This window comes from Bradyrhizobium sp. WU425 (assembly GCF_021052305.1).
GTDB classification, from domain to species: domain Bacteria; phylum Pseudomonadota; class Alphaproteobacteria; order Rhizobiales; family Xanthobacteraceae; genus Bradyrhizobium; species Bradyrhizobium canariense_D.
Genome location: NZ_CP088089.1, coordinates 3,441,088 through 3,465,147, shown reverse-complemented (window position 1 = coordinate 3,465,147; position 24,060 = coordinate 3,441,088). Strand labels below are relative to the sequence as shown.

At 62.5% G+C, this 24,060-nt stretch carries 25 protein-coding genes, 1 tRNA gene and 1 pseudogene; 11 read left to right on the top strand and 16 right to left on the bottom strand.

From position 1 onward, the window contains the following. The first annotated feature begins 18 nt into the window (after window positions 1–18). From BcanWU425_RS16715 to BcanWU425_RS16705, 3 genes are read left to right on the top strand one after another with little or no spacing between them, the layout of a single operon-like run. The gene (locus BcanWU425_RS16715) at window positions 19–1,707 is read left to right on the top strand and encodes an aspartate-alanine antiporter-like transporter (protein ID WP_204511562.1); all 1,689 of its coding nucleotides are present in this window, start codon (window positions 19–21) and stop codon (window positions 1,705–1,707) included. Between the two features lie 11 nt (window positions 1,708–1,718). Continuing rightward, window positions 1,719–1,970 (top strand): hypothetical protein, encoded by a 252-nt coding sequence (locus BcanWU425_RS16710; RefSeq protein WP_157643051.1) that lies wholly within the window; start codon window positions 1,719–1,721, stop codon window positions 1,968–1,970. 28 nt (window positions 1,971–1,998) lie between these two features. Further along, complete coding sequence (locus BcanWU425_RS16705) at window positions 1,999–2,610, top strand: invasion associated locus B family protein (RefSeq protein WP_026233509.1); 612 nt, start codon at window positions 1,999–2,001, stop codon at window positions 2,608–2,610. Between the two features lie 15 nt (window positions 2,611–2,625). Here BcanWU425_RS16705 and BcanWU425_RS16700 read toward each other — a convergent pair whose 3' ends face one another. Both BcanWU425_RS16700 and BcanWU425_RS16695 read right to left on the bottom strand, forming a co-directional pair. Beyond that, window positions 2,626–2,943, bottom strand: coding sequence for a response regulator transcription factor (locus BcanWU425_RS16700; protein WP_018458137.1), 318 nt, complete (start codon window positions 2,941–2,943; stop codon window positions 2,626–2,628). 244 nt (window positions 2,944–3,187) lie between these two features. After that, complete coding sequence (locus BcanWU425_RS16695; protein ID WP_204513954.1) at window positions 3,188–3,811, bottom strand: response regulator transcription factor; 624 nt, start codon at window positions 3,809–3,811, stop codon at window positions 3,188–3,190. Between the two features lie 374 nt (window positions 3,812–4,185). Between BcanWU425_RS16695 and BcanWU425_RS16690 the strand changes: the two genes are divergently transcribed. Further along, the gene (locus BcanWU425_RS16690) at window positions 4,186–4,872 is read left to right on the top strand and encodes a helix-turn-helix domain-containing protein (RefSeq protein ID WP_204511563.1); all 687 of its coding nucleotides are present in this window, start codon (window positions 4,186–4,188) and stop codon (window positions 4,870–4,872) included. Here BcanWU425_RS16690 and BcanWU425_RS16685 read toward each other — a convergent pair. The 7 genes and pseudogenes from BcanWU425_RS16685 to BcanWU425_RS16655 form a co-directional block, all read right to left on the bottom strand. Next, window positions 4,820–5,308 (bottom strand): potassium channel family protein, encoded by a 489-nt coding sequence (locus BcanWU425_RS16685; protein WP_051113036.1) that lies wholly within the window; start codon window positions 5,306–5,308, stop codon window positions 4,820–4,822. The genes BcanWU425_RS16690 and BcanWU425_RS16685 overlap by 53 nt on opposite strands. Window positions 5,309–5,455: 147 nt before the next feature. Next, a complete protein-coding gene (locus BcanWU425_RS16680) occupies window positions 5,456–6,568 on the bottom strand; it encodes an acetate/propionate family kinase (RefSeq protein WP_204511564.1) in 1,113 nt (370 codons plus the stop codon). A 151-nt stretch (window positions 6,569–6,719) separates the two neighbouring features. Continuing rightward, window positions 6,720–7,835 carry an AI-2E family transporter gene (locus BcanWU425_RS16675; protein ID WP_204511565.1) on the bottom strand — a complete coding sequence of 372 codons (1,116 nt, stop codon included), beginning with the start codon at window positions 7,833–7,835 and terminating at the stop codon, window positions 6,720–6,722. 83 nt (window positions 7,836–7,918) lie between these two features. Beyond that, window positions 7,919–8,431: pseudogene (locus BcanWU425_RS16670) on the bottom strand (metal-dependent phosphohydrolase); the annotation flags it as partial. Window positions 8,432–8,788: 357 nt separating this feature from the next. After that, entirely contained in the window at window positions 8,789–9,544 is a 756-nt protein-coding gene (locus tag BcanWU425_RS16665) for an outer membrane protein (RefSeq protein WP_204511566.1), read from the bottom strand. Between the two features lie 175 nt (window positions 9,545–9,719). Further along, on the bottom strand, window positions 9,720–9,995 hold the full coding sequence (locus tag BcanWU425_RS16660; protein ID WP_204511567.1) for a hypothetical protein: 276 nt from the start codon (window positions 9,993–9,995) through the stop codon (window positions 9,720–9,722). A 433-nt stretch (window positions 9,996–10,428) separates the two neighbouring features. Continuing rightward, window positions 10,429–10,947: a hypothetical protein gene (locus BcanWU425_RS16655; protein ID WP_231190716.1), complete on the bottom strand. Its 519-nt coding sequence runs from the start codon at window positions 10,945–10,947 to the stop codon at window positions 10,429–10,431. 1,296 nt (window positions 10,948–12,243) lie between these two features. Here BcanWU425_RS16655 and BcanWU425_RS16650 point away from each other — a divergent pair. Continuing rightward, on the top strand, window positions 12,244–12,417 hold the full coding sequence (locus BcanWU425_RS16650; RefSeq protein ID WP_162847287.1) for a hypothetical protein: 174 nt from the start codon (window positions 12,244–12,246) through the stop codon (window positions 12,415–12,417). A gap of 166 nt (window positions 12,418–12,583) precedes the next feature. After that, a complete protein-coding gene (locus BcanWU425_RS16645) occupies window positions 12,584–12,859 on the top strand; it encodes a hypothetical protein (RefSeq protein ID WP_204511568.1) in 276 nt (91 codons plus the stop codon). Window positions 12,860–12,989: 130 nt separating this feature from the next. Here the strand turns inward: BcanWU425_RS16645 and BcanWU425_RS16640 are convergent, their stop codons facing one another. Beyond that, the gene (locus BcanWU425_RS16640) at window positions 12,990–13,286 is read right to left on the bottom strand and encodes a hypothetical protein (protein ID WP_231190715.1); all 297 of its coding nucleotides are present in this window, start codon (window positions 13,284–13,286) and stop codon (window positions 12,990–12,992) included. A gap of 59 nt (window positions 13,287–13,345) precedes the next feature. Here BcanWU425_RS16640 and BcanWU425_RS16635 point away from each other — a divergent pair, with 59 nt between their 5' ends. Beyond that, the gene (locus BcanWU425_RS16635; RefSeq protein ID WP_231190713.1) at window positions 13,346–14,032 is read left to right on the top strand and encodes a hypothetical protein; all 687 of its coding nucleotides are present in this window, start codon (window positions 13,346–13,348) and stop codon (window positions 14,030–14,032) included. Window positions 14,033–14,054: 22 nt separating this feature from the next. Here the strand turns inward: BcanWU425_RS16635 and BcanWU425_RS16630 are convergent. After that, window positions 14,055–14,128 (bottom strand) — tRNA-Gly (locus tag BcanWU425_RS16630). Window positions 14,129–14,480: 352 nt separating this feature from the next. Continuing rightward, window positions 14,481–16,892 carry an ATP-binding protein gene (locus tag BcanWU425_RS16625; RefSeq protein ID WP_204511569.1) on the bottom strand — a complete coding sequence of 804 codons (2,412 nt, stop codon included), beginning with the start codon at window positions 16,890–16,892 and terminating at the stop codon, window positions 14,481–14,483. A gap of 361 nt (window positions 16,893–17,253) precedes the next feature. On the opposite strand from BcanWU425_RS16625, the gene BcanWU425_RS16620 reads away from it, so the two are divergent. Continuing rightward, window positions 17,254–17,967, top strand: a complete 714-nt coding sequence (locus BcanWU425_RS16620; RefSeq protein WP_026233506.1) for a substrate-binding periplasmic protein — start codon at window positions 17,254–17,256, stop codon at window positions 17,965–17,967. A 7-nt stretch (window positions 17,968–17,974) separates the two neighbouring features. Here BcanWU425_RS16620 and BcanWU425_RS16615 read toward each other — a convergent pair whose 3' ends face one another. Together BcanWU425_RS16615 and BcanWU425_RS16610 are read right to left on the bottom strand one after the other, a co-directional pair. Further along, on the bottom strand, window positions 17,975–18,178 hold the full coding sequence (locus BcanWU425_RS16615) for a hypothetical protein (RefSeq protein WP_026233505.1): 204 nt from the start codon (window positions 18,176–18,178) through the stop codon (window positions 17,975–17,977). A gap of 29 nt (window positions 18,179–18,207) precedes the next feature. Beyond that, the gene (locus BcanWU425_RS16610) at window positions 18,208–18,429 is read right to left on the bottom strand and encodes a hypothetical protein (RefSeq protein WP_231190711.1); all 222 of its coding nucleotides are present in this window, start codon (window positions 18,427–18,429) and stop codon (window positions 18,208–18,210) included. A gap of 166 nt (window positions 18,430–18,595) precedes the next feature. Between BcanWU425_RS16610 and BcanWU425_RS16605 the strand changes: the two genes are divergently transcribed. Further along, window positions 18,596–18,982 carry a YciI family protein gene (locus tag BcanWU425_RS16605; RefSeq protein WP_007611703.1) on the top strand — a complete coding sequence of 129 codons (387 nt, stop codon included), beginning with the start codon at window positions 18,596–18,598 and terminating at the stop codon, window positions 18,980–18,982. A gap of 9 nt (window positions 18,983–18,991) precedes the next feature. On the opposite strand, the gene BcanWU425_RS16600 is transcribed toward BcanWU425_RS16605, so the two are convergent. Further along, the gene (locus BcanWU425_RS16600) at window positions 18,992–19,582 is read right to left on the bottom strand and encodes a TMEM175 family protein (RefSeq protein WP_204511570.1); all 591 of its coding nucleotides are present in this window, start codon (window positions 19,580–19,582) and stop codon (window positions 18,992–18,994) included. A gap of 127 nt (window positions 19,583–19,709) precedes the next feature. Here BcanWU425_RS16600 and BcanWU425_RS16595 point away from each other — a divergent pair, with 127 nt between their 5' ends. Further along, window positions 19,710–21,767: an ATP-dependent helicase gene (locus tag BcanWU425_RS16595; RefSeq protein WP_204511571.1), complete on the top strand. Its 2,058-nt coding sequence runs from the start codon at window positions 19,710–19,712 to the stop codon at window positions 21,765–21,767. A gap of 56 nt (window positions 21,768–21,823) precedes the next feature. Continuing rightward, entirely contained in the window at window positions 21,824–22,804 is a 981-nt protein-coding gene (locus BcanWU425_RS16590; RefSeq protein ID WP_204511572.1) for an NADPH:quinone oxidoreductase family protein, read from the top strand. 2 nt (window positions 22,805–22,806) lie between these two features. Here BcanWU425_RS16590 and BcanWU425_RS16585 read toward each other — a convergent pair whose 3' ends face one another. Beyond that, window positions 22,807–24,060, bottom strand: coding sequence for a metal-dependent hydrolase family protein (locus BcanWU425_RS16585; RefSeq protein WP_231190709.1), 1,254 nt, complete (start codon window positions 24,058–24,060; stop codon window positions 22,807–22,809).

Sequence of the window (24,060 nt, the reverse complement as noted above, 5' to 3'; positions counted from 1 at the left end):
TACTGGAGGCAATGCGCCATGATTACCGTCAGGTGGATCATCTCTGCCGCGCCGGAAATCTTCCTGCTGCTGTCGGTCGCGCTCGGCACCATCCTTGGCCGCGTCCGTATTTTTGGATTTTCGATCGGCACCACCGCATGCACGCTCATCGTGGCGGTCCTGATCGGGCAGCTCGGCACCTTCACATTTCCAGCGCTACTGAGAGTCATCCTCTTCAGCCTGTTCGTATTCACGATCGGGTACCGGTCGGGGCCAGAGTTCTTTGCTTCTCTGAGCATCCGGACCTTGGCGCAGGTCGCCCTCGCGCTCGTGCTTGGCGGCACCGGGCTCGTCATCGTTCTCATATTTGCCAAGGCATTCGCACTCGGTCCCGGCACCGCTTCGGGGCTCGCTGCGGGAGCCCTGACGCAATCTTCGGTGATCGGCACCGCATCCGGCGCGCTGGCCCAACTCGGGCTCGCCAAGGACGTGCTGGAGCAGCAGGACGCGAATATCGCCGCCGGATACGCGGTGACGTACGTCCTTGGTTACATCCTCACGCTTCTGTTCGTACCCTTCGTCGCGCCGAAATTGATGCGGATCGATTTGAAGGCGGAGGCTGCGAAGCTGGAAGCGGAGCTGTCGGGAGGAAACCCGCCGCAGACCGAAAATCTGCATTATCGAAAGTTCCAGGCGCGCGCGTACCGGGTGTCGGCAGCGGCGGGACGCACGGTCGGCGCGCTCGAAGACGAGATCGGCAGCCGCAGCGTAATCGAGCGGATCGTGCGCGGGGGAGCTGACGTCGAGCCGCATCGCGACACGGTTCTTGAAGCGGCCGACGACATCGTCATCGCGGGTCGCACGGCGGCCATTGTCGCCGCAAAGCCGATTGTTGGCACCGAAATCGACGCCGACGAGATCCTGAAGGCTCTTCCAGGCAATGTGGTCGACGTCCTCGTCGACAATCGCAAGCTCCACGGCCGCTCCGTCAAGGACGTGGCCGACCGCGTCGGCGACGCCGCGCGCGGCGTGTTCCTGCGCACCTTGATGCGGATGGGACGCGAAGTCCCCTTGAGCGCGGACACCCGCGTCTATGTCGGTGACGTCATGACGCTGGTCGGCAGCACCCGCAACATCGAGCGCGCCGCCTCGCAGGTTGGACAGATCCTGAGCTCCGAAGATCGTACCGACATCGCATTCCTTGCCGCAGGCATTGCCATAGGTCTGCTTGCCGGTCTCGTGAGCGTCAAGATCGGGTCTGTGCCCCTGACGTTGGGAGGTGGCGGCGGCGCCCTGATTGCAGGGCTTTTCTGCGGCTGGCTGCGCTCTCGGCGGCCGACGATGGGTGCAATGCCCCCCGCAGCGCAGCAGACGCTGAGCGATCTCGGCCTTGGTGGCTTCATCGCTGCGATCGGGCTCGGGAACGGCCACGCGGCCTGGGTCGCAATCCAGTCGCAGGGCATGTTGCTGGTCGGCATGGGCCTGGTCGTCACGCTGGTGCCGCTGATCGTGACCACCCTGTTTGCCCATCGCGTACTCCGCATGAACCCGGTCATCATTTGCGGAGCGCTGGCCGGCGCCATGACGGTCGACGCCGCCGTGACCGGCGCCTGCGAAGTAGCAGAAAGCCAAACCCCCGTGCTCGGGGTCGCCGTACCTTACGCTGTCGGCAATGTTGTGCTCACCGTGCTTGGACCGATCATCGTGGCCAGCACTTTCGCCGGTTGAAGGAGGCGCGCATGAACCTGCGGCATGCTTCGACAGTGACCTACTTCGCCGCGGCATTGAGCATCCTGGCCTGCTTTCTAGCCCCGGGACGCGCCGACCACAATGTTCGTATCCAGGAAGAGGTCTGGGCCTTGCCACTGCCGCTACCTATGTTCGCCTATGTGGTTCGGCCCGTCAGCGAAGGACATTTCCTCATCGGCTCGCCCGATACGATTCCGATGTGGGCACCGCTCGTCGAACGATTCCTTGACGCGCAGAAATAGCCGCAGAGCTGGCGCCTGGAGGCAGAACATGATCGACGCAACTTCAGTGCTTTTGTCCGGGCGTGCGCTCGTCTGCGTGTCGATATTGTTCGCGGCGGCTGTTGCCCGACCAGCTTCAGCGCAGAATATAGCCGCGCCAAAGCCGACCCCAGAGGTAAAGTCCGCCGAAATCGCACCTCGCGGGCAGCGCGAAGCCGAGGAGATCACCTATGGCGGCTGGACGAAGCTTTGCGTACGGCCTGCAGGAACGCCGATGCTGTGCCGAACCTCGATCACGGGGCGGTTTGCTACGGGTCAGATGGCAATCCGCGTGGACCTCATCGAGCGTGACGGCGACCCCATTGCGCGCCTACAAGTGTTTGTTCCCGTCGGCATGTATCTGCAGAAGCCGGTCAAGCTGACGATCGACGGGGCCAACGTCCAGTCATTGCCTTACACCTGGTGCCTGAGCAATACCTGCATTGCCGCCGACGCAGCCGATCCCAAGTTCATCAACGACATGGATGCCGGCACGGCTCTCGTCCTTGAGGTCACCGACTCCAACCTTCTGTCTCTGACGACGTCATTGCCGCTGGCACAGTTCGGCCCGGCTCACAAAGGCGCGCCTGCACAGATCCTGGAGCAGGACATCGAGGAGTGAGCAGGTGAGAACAACTCAAGCGCTCTTGGCGCAGGCGCGTTCAACCGTTGCGATCAGCTCGCTGGCCGCGAAGGGCTTGCTCAAATAGGCCGCACATCCGGAATCGATCGCGGCCGCCTGATTTGCCTGGCTGTCGTTGCCCGTGATGTAGACGACAGGCACCTTAGCGCCGTCACTTGCCAGCTTGCGCCGCAGGGCGATACCCGACTCGCCGTTCAGATTGACGTCCAGCACGAGGCAGCACGCGTCTTCGAGGTGGCCATGACTAAGCAATGCACCGGCGGACTCGAAAACAACCGCGGTAAAGCCGTGGTTCCGCAGCAACCGCTCCATGCTTCGCCGCATCGATGAATCGTCATCCACAACGTATATTGACCTGCGTGCAAACAATGGGTGAGCTTTCTCATCGAACACTCTGCACCCGCCTCACAACGACGAGGCGCCGCAAATGTTCCTGCGCAAATCCAATGGCCAACTAGGCAGTCGTTGCCAGAATCTGTCAACAATATTTCGTATTGTCCTATCGTACAGGTCTGATCGCGAGATTGACGTCACCTACCGCAAACAGTCCGACGGTTCACGCCGGCTGCGAGCTCAGAAGTCCGAGCCGCTCGGCGACGGAGACCAGCTCGGCCAAGGACGGCACCTGCATCTTTGTCATCACCTGGTGCCGATGCGCCTTTACGGTGCGCTCGGTGGTTCCAAGCTCGTAAGCGATTTGCTTATTGATCTTCCCGCGCACGATGAGGTCGAAGACCTGTCGCTCGCGTCGCGTCAGAGACGTCAAACGAGCACGAAACGAATCCAGCTTGCCCTGTTGGCCGCGCACCACCTCTTGTCGAACCAGTGCGCGCTCGATCGCGCCGATCAACTGTTCCGAAGATACTGGTTTGGTCAGAAAGTCTTCCGCGCCGGCCTTGATCGCGCGAACAGTCGTTGCGGTATCAGCATGCCCTGTCAGGAATACGATCGGCAACGGCGAAGGTCGTTGGGCGAGGCACGCTTGCAACTCAGGGCCGCTCAGGCCCGGAATCTGCACGTCGAGCAGGATGCAGCCCGGATGTTCGGAGCCCGGGGGATCCTCGAGCAATTGTTGCGCCGACGCGTAGGTCACAACCTCATAGCCGGCGAGCTTGAGCCGACGCTGGATGGCGGTGCGAAACGATGGGTCGTCATCGACCACATAGACGAAGCCAGGCAATGTTTTCCTCCCGACCTGTTCTTGCAAGCAGAACACCCACCGCTCGCGCAAGCCTTAGAAGCAATTCAAGACGCCTCGCACCCCGAGGTCAACATCAATGAAAGCAGCCCGCCCGCAGTGGCACGACTTCAGGCGGAATGCGCGACGTAAGCCTAGGCCGCGCAATCCGACAGATGTTCTGACAGGTTTCTCATCCAGCGCACCATCGCCGTCCCTGTACTTTGGTACAATGCACCTACAGACAATGGTTGCAAAGCCTGCTTTTGGCTTAAACAACCTTTGCGGGAAGGGTGATTTATCGGCGGCTCCGTATTCCCGGTGATGGAAATAAGCTGCTCGCGGCTATCGCGTCAGCACCAGTTCGGGAGTTGGCCATGCTGGTTCGCAACGCTGCCGACGCTTCCTCGCGGCACCATTCACTCCGCGAGCTTGGCCTGAATACCAGTTCAAATCCGATCATCAGTTTAAACGAATTTACCTATAAAAAAGGCATCGAAATCTACGGCGAGAAAGAGCCGGCCGAATACGTCTATCAGGTCAAATCAGGCGCCGTGCGAAGCTACAAGCTCCTGTCAGACGGGCGTCGCCAGATCGGCGCCTTCCACCTGGTTGGCGACATCTTCGGGCTCGAAAACGGCAGCGAGCATAGATTCACAACGGAAGCGATCGTCGACACGACCGTACGCCTGGTTAAACGGCAGAGCCTTGAACTCGTCGCAGAAGGCGATGCCATGGTTGCCCGGAACCTGCTCAGCATGACCACCAACAACCTTCAGCATGCGGAAGATCACATGCTGCTGCTCGGCCGCAAGACCTCGCTGGAGCGGGTGGCGGCCTTCCTGCTCGAGATGGATACGCGGCTAACGGCCGCAGGAATTCTGGCCCTGCCAATGTCCCGGCGCGACATCGCGGACTACCTCGGATTGACCCTGGAGACCGTGTCCCGCGCCCTGTCCCGCCTTCACGACCTCGGCATCCTCGGCTTCATCGGCAACACCCAGCGGCAGATCATGCTCCTGGACCGGCATCAGCTCGCAGCTCTTGATGATCTCCAGAATTGAAGCCGGGCGCCGCGATTGCCGAGAGATGTTCAAGGGTCTTGCGTAACACCTCGAACAGGACTGCGGTCGACCAGCCGAACATCAGAATGCCGTTCATGGCAGTCATCGGCCCCGTCAGCCGCCATCCCTGCACTGGCGTGACATCGCCGTAGCCCAGCGTGGTGTAGTTCACGAAGGTGAAATACAGCAACTCGCTCCCCTCGGGCGCGGCACCAACCAGAGCGTAAGCCAGCGCCCAGACAAGAACCTCGACCGTGTGTGCAACCATCAAAATGACAGCTATCGTGACCATCACCGCCATCATGTGAGATCGGGGCCGCATTGTATGCTTCAATCCCGCGCTGCGGGCGATGTCGATCGCTGCGACGGTCACCAGCGCATGAATCATGATGTTGATCACGCTGATGAAAGTGCCGAGCAGAAATTGGACGACCATCGCGAGCTCCCGGACTGGTGCGGTTTGATTGGTCAGCACTGCCATCCGGCCCGCGGTACGATGCGGGCGTTTGATGCAGATCAACGTGCCGCGGGCGTGCACGCGCATTGCGCACACCCCGGCCACCAGGGAGCCCGATCATGACGCTCAGCTTGGCGCTCCCGGGCTACGGTTCATCAGCAGTGCCAGCGTGTGCCTGGCGATCATGATATCCTCGTCGGAGGGCACGACGTAGACCGGGATGCGGCTCGCTGGAGACGATATCAGCCGCGATTGCAGTGCGTTCTCTTTTGCATCGAGCTTGACACCGAGCCATGCGAGCTGCTCCGCCACGCGCGAACGGAGCAATGCGGAGTTGTCGCCGACCTCTGCCGTGAAGACGAACGCGTCAAGGCCCTGCAACGCAGCTGCGAGCATGCCCGCGTTGAGACCGATTCGATAAACGAAATGATCGATGGCGAACTTCGCGCTCGCGTCCTTACTTGCTTTGAGCTGACGCATATCACCGCGGACCGCGACTTTCGGATCGATTTGCCCCGCTCGCACCCCCATCGGCAATCCGTCGAGCGCGGTGAAGGCCATTGTGCTCTCTACGCTTAGTCCACCGCTGAGCGCGCACATCGATGCCTCGCTCCCGAGACGCGCGACTATCACCCGTCTCATCGCGATTTCCGGCGCAATCCTGGGCAAGGCCTTCGCAATATATTCGTAAGTGAGACCATGAGAGCCGTAGCGTCGTACGCCCTCGGCATAGAGCTGACGGGGAATGGCACAATCGTCGGCGACCGCGGCACGCGTTCGGTGAAATGCGGTGTCGAAGCAGGCGACCTGCGGGAGCGCCAGGAAATTTGCCAGGATCGAACGGATTGGCGCCAGATTATGCGGGAGGTCAAACGGCGCCAACGCGGTCAACCGCTCCAGGCACGCCAGGACTTCGTGATCGATGAGGACCGGCCGGTCATGCTCTGTACAACCGTGAATGACGCGGTGCCCGACTGCAATCGGATTTATATGAAGCTCGTCCCGCAACCAGGTGCTGGTGATGTCCATCGCAGCCGCAACATCCGGCACTGTTTCGACTGGATAAGCGCGATTGGCGAGCGGACCACCGCCAGCCTTGCTCGCCCGCAAGCGCGGACAGCGCCCGATGCCGTCCATCTGCCCCTTGAGCCATTGCCGTAGCCTGCCGTCTCCTTCGACAGAGTAGATCTGGAATCGGAGATCAGAGGAGCCGGCATTGATGACAAGGATGGTGTCCATGGCACTCACACGGCAAATGTTGCGGCATGCCGACGCCCGGCATCGACTCTGACGGTCCGAGCAACGTCAGCTGGCCATCCAGGCATTTCCACCACCATCTCCGACCGGTCGTCGTATCTTCACCCGAGAGCTTCCATCGAGCTCATGGAGGTCAACGCTCGATTGCCAGCTGTGCGGGCGCAGCCCGTTCAACGCGGATCCAGGCGACTGTCAACTCCCAGACGACAGACAGAATGATCGGTCCGATGAAGAGGCCGATGATTCCATGGAAGAGAGTTCCGCCGATCACTCCGATCAGGATGACCAGCGCCGGCGTGGTCAGGCCGCGCCCCATGACGAGCGGTTTCAGGATATTGTCGAGCACCGACACGATCACGAGAAACACCGTCAGCAGGAGCGCGATCGGGAATTCCTTGTCGGTCCATATCCAGATGATGACCGGCAGGATGACGATGGTCCCGCCGATCTGCACGATCGACAGCAACAGCACCACGAAGGCAAGAAGGCCCGCGCTGGCGATGCCGGCGAGCTTGAAACCTATTCCCGCCAACAAGGCCTGGATGATAGCAACGCCGATCACGCCTTGAGCCACCGCACGGATCGTGGCTCCGGCCAAGTCCAGGAAATGCTCGCTTTGGTCCGGCACGATGCGCGACAGAAAGCTGCGCCCTGCGGCCACGAGCTGAGGTCCATACGGAAACAGCACGCCGGCCACCGCCACCGACAGCAGAAACTTGACCGTTCCCACACCGGCATTGCCGGCAAACCCAAGCAAGGTGGTCGCGAATGGCTTCAAATAGGGCACGACCGCGCGCAAGAGCGACCGGAGGTTGGTCGTCGCCTGATCCCAGAGATCGAAGAGCTGAGGCCCGATGAGTGGCCACTCCTTGAGAGACTGCGGGGGCGAAGGCACATGCAATTCACCAGCCGTCACCTGGGCGGCGAGATCCGTGATCCCGTCGACCGCGCCCATGCCCAGCCAGGTCGCCGGACCGATCACCACAGCCAGGTTGACGAGCGTGAGGATCGTCGCCGCAAGCTTCGGCCGCCCACCGAGAATGTCGCTGAGGCGGCGAAACACCGGGTTCAGCGCAGCAGCAAGCACGACACTCCAGGCCAATATGGGGATGAATGGACGGACCAGGAGGAGCGCCCAGACGAGCAGCAGCCCCAGCAATCCGAGCCGGATCAGAAGCTGGATGATCTCGTCTCCGGAGAATATCTGACGGAGTGTTTTCACGGACGCGCCTTCAGTCATGCCGCGCATGCTGAGGCGAACTAGCCCCTGCTCTCACGCCGCACGCTTGATCCAGATCAAGCGTCGAGCCTCTTCTAGGGCTGTGGTCCGGTCTAGGGCTGTGGTCCGGACAGAGTCAGCTCGCGCTCGGCCCGAACTACGTTGCCGTAGAGACTCGTATCCATTGCCGGCCTCGGGACGTCACGTTGAGATGACGTATCGCCGGCTGGATCTGGGGAGCTACGTTACTCCAAGAGAATGGCGGATATTTGTAAACGATATCCGCCGGCGTCGCGTAGCCCAGGGTCTTGTTGAGACCGATCTCCTCGAATTCGTAGAACAGCGCGTTGGACTTCTTCAGATAGTTGGGATTGCCGAGCTGACCGATCAGATCGGCGGCCCGTAACAGCAATCCCTCCTCTTCAATGAGGCTGTCATTCGAAGACATCGTGTAAGGAAACCCGGGTGTATTCGATCGCCCGAGAGACCCGGTCAGCATCCACCTGCCCGACGGAATCCAGCCGCTCCAGCACGAACAGTTTTGAGCGATCGACATGGTATGGCGCGAGAGCCGCATCGGACGATCCTCGCGGCAGACGAACCGTTGTGCCGGTAACGTCCGCAACGCGCAGCTTCCACTACGGCTCCAAAAACAGGAGGCCAAAAATGAAGCCATCCATCGCATTAGCAGTTGCATTGATGACGGTCGGGTTCGTCTTCACGAGTTCTGGGAGCGCCAACGCCGTCGCATACTGCCAATACGTTGGACTATCCCGCGCATTGCGTTGCAAGACCGGGCGTCGTCCTGGAGTGCGTCCCGTCGCGCGCGCTGCCGCACGAGAAGCAGTGCGGCCCGGCACTCCGACCAATCCCGGCGGTCCGGTCGATCGCGTGGTCAGGCGCTGAGGATAGGACGCGACAAAGCGCAAAAAAAGAGGGCCGGCGTTGCTGCCGGCCCCCTGAAGACATCCGATCGGGAGAGTTCAATACCTCGCGACGACCGGATTGCTGCCCCAGCCAAACCGGTAGTTGAAGCGCACGGTGAGCATATCCACGGCCTGGGTGATCCGATCGTTCACGAAAGCAGCAAGTCGCGGATCAGCGACCGTAAACGAATTATTCCGGTGCCCCATGAACAGATGGTCGTATTCGAGACCCACCGACCAGTTCGGCGTGAAGCCATACTCGAATCCGACACCGATAACACCACCCCAGCGGGTTGCGCTTTGCGCCGCGAGCTCGGCGCCGGTCGCAGTATCAAGTACGCTGAGGCGATTGTCTGTCACCGCAGCGCCGCCCTTCACGTAGAGCAGTGACGCATTCCAGGCGTAGCCAATCTGGCCGGTGAAGAGGCCGATAGCGCTCGTTTTGGCGCGCGTTGAGAGCGTTGGATCGAACAGGCTGACGCGCTGATTGCTCAAGTCCGCCCAATCGCCCTGAGCTTCCAAACCAAACACCCACTGGCTGGCCTGCCAGCGATAACCAAGCTGGCCACCGATAACACCACCGGAACGATCGCGGCAGCCGGAAGCGACGGCGATGCCGGCCGCGTCAAGGAAATCGACACAATTGTGGTTCTGCGCCCAGCCACCATTGCCGCCGATGTAGAGCCCCGTCCAATTGTAGATCGGAATAATCGGTGCCGGGGGCGGCGCCTTCACGGCCATATCGGCAGCCATGGCGGGTCCCATGGCCAGCGTCACCACGCCAATGGTTGTCAGCAGAAGTCTTTTCATCATGCTCTCTCCTTGCCGGCCGCTTTTTGATTGCTCGAACGGCGACTTGTTGCACTGCGATCATCCCCCAACTTCCAGCTGAAACTCTACGGGCGAGGGCACAAACTCCACGTGCCATAATGGCAACACTCAAGACATTTCGAACGCGATATCGGCATGAAGCACCAAGACATGCTGCCTATTTCTCCGGGTCGCGCTTGTCATCGTGGCCGCCAACCTCTTCGCCTCGGTCTTGCTCTATCCAGGACGGAATGTCGCTCGAGGGAATCAGCCGTCGTGGCAAAAAGGGATTGAGCGTGCCTGCAAACACGATCAATCCCTCATTGAATTTCTCTCGCGCGAAAGCCCGCGCCTCGGCTTCGCTCTCGAATGTGCGTGTCTCCCGTGGACTTCGCCGCTTCGGCAAGGTCCCACGCTTGTGCACCTCGAATGTGACGTACCAGGTCTGCGGCATCCGCCAGCTTCCGGATCGCGATCAAGCAGACATCTGCCGGCCAACGATGATCGGTGAGAGCATGTTGACGTCCTAGTTGCGCCGCTCTTCACGGCGCTCCGTGCGCCCTGTATGCCTTTCCTGGCGGCGTTCAGTCCGGCCCGTGCGCCGTTCCTGACGCCGTTCGTGGCGGGCTCCCCGCCTCTCCTGGCGTCGCTCCATGCCGATCGTCTGCGCCGACACTTCTGTTCCTAACAGCACCGTGCCGGATGCCGCCAATCCGAATACAGCGGCCCATCCGAGCAATGAAAGAGCCCCGCGACGATCGATGCCGTCAGACCTTGACCTTTCACTCATGCCAGTTACTCCCGATCTTAAAGGACGTTTGATTGGGCAATGCCTCGACGTGCACTCGTTGATAGTGTCGATGGCGGGCGCCCCCCTCCGAAGATGCTCACCAAACCTGGTTGCCAAACCAGCCGTACTGCGGCGGCCGCGCGACGAGCCGGATATTTCTTTCGATGTGCCTCCTCGCACTTTTGTTTTGACGCTGCGGCTTCACATCAGCTTTTGTCGACGGACGCGCCGGCGGTCGTTCGGCATCGGCTGCTCCTAGCTGAGCGAAGGCCTCGCGAGCGCGCCTCTGTGAGAGGTCGGCGCCCGGCAGGGCACCAGGCTCGACCTTGGCGATGTCGGTTGCGACAATCGTCGGCAGGCTGGTGTCGATCACGACCCGCTCGGGCAATTTCCAATCGGAATGGATGCGGATGGTGGCGGAGCGCGCAGCTCCACCGTCGATGGCAGGCCGATCCTGCAACAGGGCGTCCACAACGAAGAGCATCGCGAGCAACGCACCGCCGACATAGACCAGATATCGCGAGATGGGCATTGTCGGCGCCATTGCCGCCGCAGACCTTCGTCTGGCAAGCAACGGGCCACGGCGGAAGGATTGGCGAAGAAATGCGACCTGCATGGGCATGGCTGCCTAAATCGAGCCGCCGTTGCTTCCGCCGCGGCGCGCCCCTGGTGAAGCACTTGCTGATGCATCGGTGGCGCTTCACTGGTAAGCGCACGCACGCTGCAGCAGGCTAATGTTCACCGCGTTCGAATGCGGCGTCGCTTGAGCCAGATCAACAAACTGAATTTTCGCAACACCGCCTCGCGTAGTATCGCGCGGCTTGGTCAGTGGCTGTGACATGCCCCTTGGTACAATGACCGGAAGGTCAATTGCAGAGATGTGGCACGCAACGCAGAGTTTTCACCGCGTACATCGAGCTTCTGGCAGGGAGGGACGATGATGAGTCAATTCGAGCTGAGTTCGCGCGCAGCACTTTGTCGGCAGCTCGCAAGCGAGGATGCGGCAAACCGCACCGTCTGGATGGCTGAGGCAAGAAGCTGGTCGCTTATGGCGGCAGAGGCGCTTCGTGATGAGCGCGGATCGGACGAGGGTATCGTCGCCAGATTCTTCTTTGCGTTCAGCAAATTGGTCGCTGCGCAACAGGATCCTACGAACCGATCGGCAGAGATGATGAAGAGCAGATCCCGAACCGCGATGCCGTCTCCGAGCTCGTCCCCGACTGCCTGAAGCATTCTGGCGAAAAGCACTCGCACAATTGCATACTTGGCTCCAGTGCAGAGAGAGCCGGCGCTGCCACCGTGACAGCGAGCTTTCCGATGGCGGGCCGCACTTGTCGGGCTGGAGCGCTATCCTCCAGATTCGCATTATTTGATCCGAACTGATTCGGCGAATTCGAAGGAGAAGCAGATTCGATTTGTTTGATTCCCTTGATCTAACGCAAATCGCCGCCCTGTTGTGGCGTTGAAGTTCATTTTTTGAGAACGTCCATGAAGTCGATAAGCGCAAGGAAGATTGCCGTTGCCGTCGCCGCGCTCGTATGCGGCACGACGCTGTTCATTGGCTTGACCGACTGAGGCGGGATCTCGCTGCGACTCGACAACGCCCAAGCGGCCGCCCGATTGTACGTCACTCCTTATTGTCGCGGTCACTACTACACGAATGACGGTTTGTCCTGGTACGCGGTGCGAGCCTATTACTTCGGCGGATCGTGGAGTTACGGCTATAGCGGCTGGCCGACTATGCGGCGCGCAATTGCACCGGATGCGTCCCAGGCTCGTTGGTGAAGGGCGGTGATGGCATCATGTATGTGTGCCAATAGAGCTTGATGATGGCGCGATGGGCGGCGCTCATTGAGCCGCCGCCTCTCGCGCCAATCTGCGCTCAGGAGATCGACGCCTAGGGGAGGATACCATGACCTATGTTCTGGTCGTCATCAGCTGGCTTGGCGTCGCGAATGGCGCCGTCATATCGACACAAGAGTTTTCAAGCGCAGAGCGTTGCGAGGTAGCCCGGATGGCGTTGATGGAATACGCAAAAGCGCGCAGCAGCGACGAGACGCTGAGACCGCTCTGCGTGCAGAAGTAAAGAGTCGGAGAAGCTCGCTCCCGCCCCCATTCTGCTGGAAGCGTCTTCGCGTGTCGCCCGCGCTTACCAGCTGCACCGTTTTCTTGCGATTCCTTGACCTTGATCAATGGTCCGAGCAGCGAACCATGGAGCGATCCAAATTCCCTCTCACAGGACGGAGACCATCATGAAGCGTGGCATGCTCACAAGATTATCTCTCGCAGGTGCCGTGATCGCCCTCGGAGTGTCCGGCTCAATCGACTGGTCGGCCGACGAAGGCCTGTCGCTCTCGGTAGGCCGGGCAGAAGCACGGGTCGGACGCCCCTTGACACCCGTGTCAGTGGCCGGCGTTGCACGGCGCACCACCAGGCGTGCGGTCGTAGGCGGCGCGGCAGTTGGTGCGGCTGCGGTGGGCACCGCGTGTGTCCGCGTTCTGGTTAACGGCAGCTACGTCTGCCGCTAACAGCTCTTGCTGGCAGTACGTATACCGCATCCTGCAGGATGAGTTCTTGCAGGATGTGCTGTTCAGGTCGAGCTTCAGATAGCTGGCGCATGGGCGGCGAGGACGCAAAATCCGATTGGCATTGGCGTGGTCATCGGCACGGTTGATTGGATGTTTCATCTCTACCGTCAAACGTGGTCCCCAGAAGACAGCTAAGCGACTTCAGCCTTTGAGCCCCGGTCAGTGCCGGGTTCATGAGACTGGCATCAAAATAATCGGTGAGTACATCTTGCAAGATGGCCGACGACTGGGGACGCGCCGGGTCGCAAGTATTGACACCGCTTTCGTCGATCAGCTCTTCGAAAGACTGCTCTTCAAAGAAGTGAAAGGCGAAAAGATCGAACGCCGTACGACGGTCATCACGCGATGAAGACCGCACGTAGCGCATGGAACGTCATTTCCCGAGCACATCCGGGCTTGCTCCCGCCTCGGAATCCCTTCGAAAAGATGGGCCTGCAGTCCAGTTCGCGCGAAACGTCGCACGCGACCTTTGCGGAGCTTGCAGCTTTCCGGACGAAAGCGATCGAAATGGGTTATCCGTCGCTTGCCACCAGTGCACTGATCGGCTGGGAGTTGCTTCAACGCGAGGCCCACATTTTCATTGGTTCCACGGCTGATCACTACCGCCCCCCGAGCCACGTCTACGTCATCAACTACAAGACCAGCACTGGATCTTGGGACCCCCTATTCAACGCCAAGGGGAAGGCACTTTACCCGCTGCTAATGGCAGAGCTCGACGCGATCAAGGAGCTGCGTCCGACAGGAGGTCTGATGTTGCGACGTGATGGGAGCAGTCTACCCTGGTTTGGCAAGGGCGAGACGCTGACTCAAGTCCAACGCATCACGAAGAAGATTATCTTGGCTGCAGGTTTACGGCCCGAGCTAACTTTTACCTCTTTCGGCCGCCACCGCGGCACGACCGAAGCAAGGCACATCCGGGCTCACGGAAACGCAGCTAATGAAGAAGGGTCAGTGGTCGTCGACGGCAGCTATGGCGCACTATCTGCACGACGACGATCAGGCAAAGCAAGATGCGCAAATGAAATGCATCAAGCGGCGTGCAAAACAAGCGAAAGGAAAGTGAACGTTTGTCAGAATGAGAATGCGCGGCTTGTCAGAATGGAAAGGCCTTAACGCGCTAAGTTATTGAAATAATTGGAGCGGGTGAAGGGAATCGAACCCTCGTATTCAGCTTGGAAGGCTGCTGCTCTACCATTGAGCTACACCCGCGACAGGGGCTCCCTAACACGGCCGGGCGGCGGTCTCAACTGCCCAGGATCAACTGCCCAGATGGGGCTTCCAGCGCTTTCCCGGCCTTGCGAACAGCCGCTGGTTCCTCCGGACCCGCCTCCCCTTAACAATGGCGGAATTGCCGCCTATATTGAAATCTTCCGCAACCAACGAAAGGAGGTGATCCAGTGTCTTTTACCAAGCGCTGTCACCTCGCTGGGATCGCCCGCTAAGCCTTGAATAGAGGCTTGGCATCGGGGCGCTCTCAGCCCTGGACCAGCGAGCAAGAAATCGGGCGCGACGGGGGCCTTCCCCCGCCGCGCCTTTTTCGTTGGCATCGCGCGCCGGCTGCTCAGGCGGGCGGCTCGCCGGCGAGCACCTCGCGGATCCTCGATGACAGGTCCGCCTTCCGGTACGGCTTCCTCAGCAACGCAACGCCGGGACCGAGATGACCGTCGTGGTCGAGGGCGTTGTCGGTATAGCCGGACGTATAGAGCACCCTCATCCCCGGGCGGAGGCGGCGCACGGCCTCGGCCAGTTCCTGCCCGTTCATGCCGCCGGGCATGATGATGTCGGTGAACAGCAGATCGAATTGGGCGCCCTGCTGAACCAGCGCAAGCGCGGTTGCGCCGTCGCCGGCTGCGAGGGTGCGATAGCCGAGGCTGCCGAGCTGGGCGATGACATAGCCCTGCACCAGCGGATCGTCCTCGACGACGAGAATCGTCTCGTGCCCGCGTGCCGCCGCGGGCGCCTGCAGCGACCCGGGCCTCGCCTGCGCTCCGCCCGCAGATCGCGGCAGAAACAGCCGAATCACGGTGCCGCGGCCTTCCTCACTCTCGATCGCAACGCTGCCGCCGCTCTGCTTGGCGAAGCCGTAGACCATGCTGAGGCCGAGCCCGGTGCCGCGACCGACCCCTTTGGTGGTAAAGAACGGCTCGAACACGCGGTCGCGGATGTCGGCGGGGATGCCATGGCCGGTGTCCGCCACCGCGACCATGATGAAGGCGCCGCGCGTGGCGTCGCCGTCACCGGCACCATCCGCGCCATCGAATTCGCGGTTCGCGGTCTCGAGCGTCAGCGTGCCGCCGCCAGGCATCGCATCCCGCGCATTGACGGCGAGATTGATGATCGCCGACGACAGCTGCGACGGATCGGCCATCGCCGGCCAGGCGTCGTCCGCGAGGCGGGTCACGATTTCGACGTTTCCGCCCAGGATCGGCTTCAGCAGCTTCGCCGTCTCGAGCACGAGGCCGTTGACGTCGATCTCGCGCGGTTCCAGCGGCTGGCGACGCGCAAAGGTCAAGAGCTGCGAGGTGATCTCCGCGCCTCGCGCCGCCGCATCGTCGATGAGCTGGGCGATCGCGGCGAGGTCGGGCTTGTCCGCCAGTCCCTCCCGGATGATCTCGATGGTGCCGGTGATGACAGTGAGCACGTTGTTGAAGTCATGCGCGACGCCACCGGTGAGCTGACCGATCGCATCCATCTTCTGCGACTGGCGAAGCCGCTCCTCCGTCTCGTGCTGCTCGGTCAGATCAGTAGCCGAACCACGATACCCCATGAAGCGTCCGTCGGCGCTGAACACCGGCTGGCCGTTAACGCTGAAATGGTGCGCGCGGCCAGCCGCATCGCGGCCACGATACTCGAACTTCCGGAACGGCTCGTGGCGATCCAGCGTGGCCCAGTGACTGCGCCATTTCTGCGGCTCGGCATCGTGGTCGAAGGCGGCGTCTGAACGGCGCCTGCCGATCAGCGCCTTGGGGTCCATGCCGAAAGCACCGGCCCGATCTGAAATATAGGTGAACACGTGATCCGGACCGGTCTCCCAGAACCAGTCGGATGCGGTCTCGGCATAGTCACGGAAGCGCTGCTCGCTCGCGCGGGCGTTCTCCTCGGCGCGCTGCCGTATCTTCAGGTCACGCTCGAGATTCCCATTGGCCTCGCGCAGCTCGCCATAGGCATGTTCGAGGTTGGCACACATGGCGTTGAAAGCAACGACGACCTTGTCCAGCTCGTCGGCATCGTCAGGCGACCGGCGCTCCAGGCGCAGAGGCGGCGGCGGCCGTCCGAGGCTGTACTTGCCGACGTATTCAGCGATGGCGACGAGATGCCGGGTCACCAGCAGATGAAACATGTAGATGATGAACAACGAGACGAGGAACGTCTTTGCCGCCTGGCTTGCCAGAATGACGAGGGCCCTGTTCAGCAATTGCTGATAGACGTCGCTCAGCGTCGCCTCGACCCGGAGCGTGCCGATGGCGCGCGAGGTCCCCTGCAACACGGTGGTCAGCGGAAATTCCCGGGTCATGATCGAACGGGTGTTTCGCTCGCCGACTTCGACACGGATCGGATTTGGCCGATCGGCGATCTCGCGGACTTCCGCCGCACGGATGTCAGGCAGCCGCAGAATGCCATCGAGCTGGAGCTTGAGCTGGTTCTGGTCGAGATTCCACAGGCTCTCTCCGAGGCTGCCCGTAGTGCTGCGGCCGATCTCGTCGAGCCGCGTCTCAATCAGTCCGACCTCACGATTGTAATCCAGATAGAGCTGGAGCGCGGTCAGGGTCAGCGTCACGACCGATGAGAACAGCAGCACGGCGGCAAGCAGCCGAGGCCCGACGCCGCTGCGCGACCAGTTGAAGATCCGCGACAGGAGCGCCGCGAACATCGGAGGCGCGAGCGGGGCGCCGATGCCGGTCAAATCCTGCTTCGCAGCCGCCGGCGCAATGGCGCGGCCACGCTTGATATCATCGTCACCTGCGTCGCCCATGCACCATGTCCTCGAAAATGGCGGCACCTGCTCAGCTTACCGATCGCAGCCGCGAGCAGGTGAACGGTTGAGGCGCTGCCTCAGCACGCGATACACGTGGCGATCTTGTCGGCCGATGATCCTGTTGGCCCTTGGGCGGCTTGAGCTCGACGGGGTCATATCTTGCGCCCAGCAGCAGGATTCCCAGGCAAACTACCACCTCGCGTGCTAGAATGACATCGGTGAAAGTCCGGAGCCGCCATACAGCGGGAACGCGCTCTCAACGTTGCGGACCGGCGCAGCCGCCATCTCCGGTAGATCGCGGCACCGGAGTCCGATGGTAGCAGGGCACGCCCAAGAGGCATGGCCAGGGAGATGCGTCATGAGGCGGATAGTCGTGGTCTGCCTGTTGCTGCTCGCGGCAGGCCCGTCGCAGGCGCAAGAGGTCATCAGGCTGGCGCGCATCGCCGATATCCCCGATCAATATGTCGGCGGCGAGATGCTCCGCGCGGTCTATGCCCGGCTGAACATCAAGCTCGAATTCGAGGATGTGCCCGGCAAGCGCGCGCTCGCGCTGTCGAGCACCGGCGAGGTCGACGGCGAGGTCCAGCGGATTGGAACGCTCTCTCGCGACTATCCGACGCTGATCCAGGTGACACCTGCGATCAATTACATCGAGCCTACTGTCTTCACCACGAAACTGCAGTTCGACGTCGCTGGCTGGAATTCAATTAGGGACTACAGCATCGGCATCGTACGCGGCGTCGGCTCGTCGGAAGCCGGTACGCGCGGCATGACCCGGGTCACGGCGACGACAAGCCTCGACAACATGGTCAAGATGCTCGACGCCGACCGCATCGACGTGATGGTCACCGACCTCTTCAGCGGGTTGGCTGCGGTGAGGAAACTCAATCTCCAGGCCAGGATCCACCCGCTCTCACCACCCCTCGAGCGCATCAGCATCTACCACCATCTGCATGAACGGCATCGCGATCTCGTGCCGAAGGTCGGAAGGATGATCGAGCAGATGGAGGCGAGCGGCGAAATCGCCCGGTTGCGGGAAACCCTGATCAAGCAGGTGCTGAGCGGGATGTGACACGCGGTCAGGTCGTGCGAGTCCGCTCCCGCACCGCAACCGCCGCGATCAACAGCCCGACGCACCAGGCCATGGCCGCCCGCGGCGGCTCGCTGCCGAGAAGCACGGTGAAGATGCCCGCCAGCAGGCTTGGCGCCATCGCCTTGCCGGACCTGCTCGCGAGCGAGAGCAGGAACGGCATCGCGGCGATCGATATCTGCACGACGTTCATGGTTACAGGCTGTTTCGCAAGCGTCGGGCTTAGAAGCCGCAAACGCTCATTGCACGCGGGCGCTTGCCGCGCCGGCTTTCGACGATGCGCTCGCCGCCGCTCTCGGCCGAGCTGCCGTAATAGCGATGGTGGCCGCTCTGGTCGTGCAGATCCGCAAGCTCCGACTTTCCCGCCCGACGCGCGTCGCAGATGATCTTGCAGATGATCTTGATGGTCGACATGGCCGCCTCCGAAGTGGTCTTGGTGGCCATCAGTCGCGCCGATTTCGGGCAGCGTTCACACTTTTCGGCCGTAATCGGGTTTCGGGAAGGTTTCGTCGCCGCACCCCGCGACGCAATATTTCCGCAGCCCCATTGTCGGCGGCGACGGTGGTGATACGTCCTTCGGACACGCGCAGCGAAAATCAACGAGGTGACGATGCTTTACGCCATCCTGGCCTATCACGTGGAAGACGAGATCTTGTCCTGGACGCCCGAAAAGGATGCCGCAGTCGTGGCCAAAGTCATCGAGGTTCAGGCGCCCCTCCGGGCAAGCGGGCATTTCGGCCCGGCCGCCCGCCTGGATGAGACCCGAAAGGCCCGCACCTTGCGCGGCCCCGGCGCGGGCGTGGTGCTGGACGGCCCGTTTGCCGAGACCAAGGAGCAGCTCCTGGGCTTCCACCTCGTCGAATACGACACGGATGAGGAGGCGATCGCGGCCGCGCGGACGCTGCGCCAGGTCAATCCGTCAGCGGTCTACGAAATCCGCCCTGTCAAGCTTTACGTGCCGGCCGATGGGTTCGGCGCGACGCCCTCCGGCGAATGAGCGGCAGGCCTATTTGTCCGTCCCGGTCGGCCCGACATAGAAGCGCTGGATCAGCAGGCCACCGAAGGCGATGAACCACACGAACGGCGCGGCTTGCGGCGCGAACGCCGCAACGACCGTGCCCGGGATAAACACCAGCAGCGGAAACAGCGAGGCCATGATCTCCTGGCGCCAACCGCCCAGGATCCTCCACCACAGCCAGGCATTGAGGCCAGCGATCGCAGTCAGGTGCAGGCCGTAGAGCACGGCGACCGCACTGCTCGTGGGGTAGTTGGTGTAGAGGCCGTTGGTCACCGGCAGCAGCACGATCGACAGCAGGAAGAACAGATTGAGGATCACCGCGCCGCGGCTGCCGACCGGCTGGCGCGCCAGCCGGCGGTGATGGCTGATCCAGAACACGCCGGCGATGATGAAGCTGAGCGCAAGACCCGCGAGCTTGCCGGAATAGACCCGGGCGAGATCGTTCCAGTCGGGCGCGCTGGTGAAGACCGCGGCCCTGGGCAGGTCGTAGGCGAGCAGCGTCATGGCGACGCCAAAGATGGTGTTGCTGAGCGATTCCAGCCGTCGCATCTCGAACTGGTCGGATTTGAGCTCGGTCATGCCGGGTGGCGCTTTTCGGAATGGAACCTTGGGCCGTCTTGTCCCTAGGTCTTAACATCGGTCCCGTCCAGACGCATTGCGATTCGCAGCGGGATCGCCGACTCTGGCTGTTTCACCGGGGCGATTCGTGGCGACATATCTGGACACGCTCAATGCGGAGCAACGCCGCGCCGTGGAGCATGGCGTGGCCGATGGTGCGACCGTGGGCGCGCCCCTGCTCGTCATCGCCGGTGCGGGCTCCGGCAAGACCAACACGCTGGCCCACCGCGTCGCGCATTTGATCGTCGCGGGCAGCGATCCGCGCCGTATCCTCTTGATGACGTTCTCGCGCCGCGCCGCGGCCGAGATGGCCGGCCGGGTCGAGCGCATCGCCCGAAAAGTGCTCGGCGAGAACAATGCCGCGATCATGCGCGACGCGCTCACCTGGGCCGGCACGTTCCACGGCATCGGCGCACGGTTGCTGCGCGAATATGCCGAGCGGATCGGCGTCGATCCTGCCTTCACCATCCACGACCGCGAGGATTCCGCCGACCTGATGAATCTGGTCCGGCACGAGCGCGGATTGTCGAAGACGGAGTGCCGCTTTCCCGCCAAAGGCACCTGCCTGTCGATCTACTCGCGCTGCGTCAATGCCGAGATGGAGATCGAGAAGGTGTTGGGGGCGCACTATCCCTGGTGCGCAGGCTGGGCGGCCGAGCTGAAGGGCCTGTTCGCGGCCTATGTCGAGGCCAAGCAGGCCCAGCACGTGCTGGATTACGACGACCTGCTGCTCTACTGGTCGCAGATGATGAGCGATGCGCTGATCGCGGAAGAAATCGGCGGCCGCTTCGATCACGTCTTGGTCGACGAATATCAGGACACCAACCGCCTGCAATCCTCGGTCCTGCTGGCGCTGAAGCCGGACGGACGCGGCCTCACCGTCGTCGGTGACGACGCGCAGTCGATCTATTCGTTCCGCGCCGCCACGGTCCGCAACATTCTGGATTTTCCGCAGAGCTTCTCGCCCCGCGCCGAGATGATCACGCTCGACCGCAATTACCGCTCGACGCAACCCGTGCTGGCGGCGGCGAACGGCGTCATCGGCCTGGCGCGCGAGCGCTTCACAAAAAACCTCTGGACCGACCGCAGCTCCGCGCAAAAGCCGCAGCTCGTCACCGTGCACGATGAGACCGACCAGGCCCGTTACATCGTCGAGGAAGTCCTGGCCAACCGCGAGCAAGGCGCGCTCCTGAAGCACCAGGCAGTGCTGTTCCGGACCTCCTCGCATTCGGGCCCGCTGGAGATCGAGCTGACCCGCCGCAACATCCCGTTCGTCAAGTTCGGCGGGCTGAAATTTCTCGATGCCGCGCATGTCAAGGACGTGCTCGCGCTGCTGCGCTTCACCGAAAATCCGCGCGACCGCGTCGCGGGATTTCGCATCCTGCATCTCTTGCCGGGCATCGGACCGGCGACTGCGCAGCGCGTGCTCGACCAGATGGCGGAGAGCACCGATCCGCTCGCTGCGCTCGGCCAGCTCCCGGTGCCGCCGCGCACCGGCGCGGACTGGACCGGCTTCGTCCGCACCATCGAAAATTTGCGCTATTCGGAATGGCCGGCCGATCTCGAACGCGTGCGGCTCTGGTACGAACCGCATCTCGATCGCCTCCACGAGGATTCCGAGACCCGCCGCGCCGATCTGATGCAGCTCGAGCAGATCTCGAGCGGCTATGCCTCGCGCGAGAAATTCCTGACCGAGCTCACGCTCGATCCGCCGGATGCGACCAGCGACAAATCCGGGCCGCCCTTGCGCGACGAGGACTATCTGATCCTCTCCACCATCCACTCCGCCAAGGGCCAGGAGTGGAAATCGGTGTTCGTGCTCAACGTCGTCGACGGCTGCATGCCGTCGGATCTCGGCGCCGGCACCAGCGCCGAGCTCGAGGAGGAACGCCGCCTGCTCTATGTCGCGATGACGCGCGCCAAGGACGACCTGCACCTCGTGGTGCCGCAGCGCTTCTTCACCCACGGCCAGCAAGCCAAGGGCGACCGCCACGTCTACGCCTCGCGCACCCGCTTCATCCCGGAGCCGCTGGTCTATCTGTTCGAGCGCACCGCCTGGCCGAAGGCTGGGGCAGGCGCGGCCCGCACGGCGGCGCAAGGGCCGAAGGTCGACATCGGGGCGCGGATGCGCGGAATGTGGCGGTAAGACACAAGAGGCTGGTGTCGAGACGTGTCAGCATAACTGGACAACAGAGGTCCGACATGAAAGCCGTCGTCGTCGAGCAATACGCGCCGATCGATCAAATCGCCCTGAAGGACGTTCCGTCTCCACACATCGGGCCCGGACAGCTGCGTGTCCGGGTAGAGGCTGCAGGAATCGGATTTGTGGACGGTTTGAAGATGGAGGGGCGCTATCAGACCAAGGATCCCCTGCCCTTCATTCCCGGAACCGAATTCGCAGGCATCGTGGACGAAGCCCCCGGCGCACCGGGCGGCTATCAACCCGGGATGCGCGTAATGGGGATGACGCGCTCGGGCGCGCTTGCCGAAGAGATCGTCGTCACCCCCGAAGCGCTCTATCCCCTGCCGGACAGCGTCGCGGCGGAGGTCGCCGCTTCGTTTCGTGCCAATTACCTGACCGCCCTCTATGCGCTGAGTGCGCGCGCGTCGCTCGGCGCAGGCGAACAGCTTCTGGTGCTGGGCGCAGCGGGCGGCACGGGAATCGCGGCCGTCCAGATTGGCAGGCTGCTCGGCGCCCGTGTGATCGCAGCGGCATCGACACCAGACAAGCGCGAGTTCGCGCGACAGCACGGCGCCGATGCCGTGGTTGACTACACGCAGACCAACTGGCGCGACACGCTGAAGGAATTGACCGAAGGACACGGCGCCGACGTGATCTTCGACCCCGTCGGCGGCGAGATCTCGGTGCAGGCCTTTCGCTCCATCGCCTGGCGCGGCCGTCATCTCGTGGTCGGTTTTGCCGCCGGCGCGATCCCTGCATTGCCGTTCAACCTGCCACTGCTGAAGGGCGGCGCCCTGCTCGGCGTCGACCTCGCGCAGCTTCCAATCCGCGAGCCCGAGGTGCAGAAGCGCCTCATGTCGGAGCTGACGGCCTGGTTGGTCGACGGCCAGCTGAAGCCTGTGGTCGGTCGCATCTTCGCGCTGGATGACTTCCGGGAAGCGTTCAGGACGATGCAGACGCGCGGGGCGCTTGGCAAGATGGTCGTGCGCATCTCGAAATAGGATTAGCTACGCGCCCCCAGCCGGTCGAACTGGACCTTGCCTGCCTTCATCACCATCGGGATGTGCTCGCCCTGGCCGAGCAGGCAGGCCACGTCGCGGAGCGGATTGCCATCGACCACCAGCAGGTCCGCAATGGCTTCGGGCATGATGCGGCCGAGCTTGCCCTCCATGCCGAGGACCTCGGCGCCGACCAATGTCGCGCTGGCGATGACGGCGCGCGGACCGAGAATCTCGGCGCGGATGCGGAATTCGTCGCTCTGCAGACGCTGCGACGGTCCGAGCAGGTCGCTGCCGAACCCGATCTTTACGCCGGCGTCGCGGTAGATCGTGAGCGAGCGCAGGCCCGCGTCGCGGACATCGGCGATCTTGGCAACGCTTTCGGGCGGCAGGCCATATTGGGCACCCTCGTTAGCCAGCGCCTCGTAGGTGACGAGCGTCGGCACCACATAGGCGCCCTTCTCGGCCATCAGCTGCGCGGTCGGAGCATCGACCAAATTGCCGTGCTCGATGGTGCGCACCCCGCAGCGCACCGCGCGTTCGATCGCGGCAGCGGTGTAAGCGTGGGCGAGCACATAGGTCTGACGCCCGCGCGCCTCCTCGACAATGGCGCGGATCTCGTCCTCGGAGTACCCGAAGGCGCCAACCGGATCGGTCGGTGAAGCGACGCCGCCGGAAGCCATGATCTTGATCTGGTCCGCCCCCATCTGGAGTTCCTCGCGCGCCGCCTTGCGCACGCCGTCGACACCATCGGCAACGCGCGCCAGCGCGCCGACACGCACGCAGCAGGGGCACGGTGCGTCGCTGGCAAGATAATCCGAGCGGGCCCGCATGTCGCCGTGCCCGCCGGTCTGGCTGAGCGCACGACCCGAGACGAACAGCCGCGGACCGTCGGTGAGACCGGTCTCGATCGCCTGCTTCAGCGCATGGCCGGCGCCGCCGGCGTCGCGCACGGTGGTGAAGCCCCGCCGCAGCATGCCGCGCAGCAGCAGCGTTGAGCGCAGCGTCACCAGCACGTTCGGCATGTGCACCTGCTGCGCCAGATTGAGCTCGACGGCGATCGCATGCACATGCAGGTCGATCAGGCCGGGCATCAGCGTCTTGCCCTTCAGATCGACGGTGCGGTCGGTTTCCACTTGGAGCGGCCGATCGGAGACCTCCTTGATCAGACCGTCCTCGACCAGCACGTGATGTCCCTCCAGGAGGTCCGGCTGAAGCGGATCGAGCAGAGCGGCGTTCTTGAAGAGCACACGGGACAT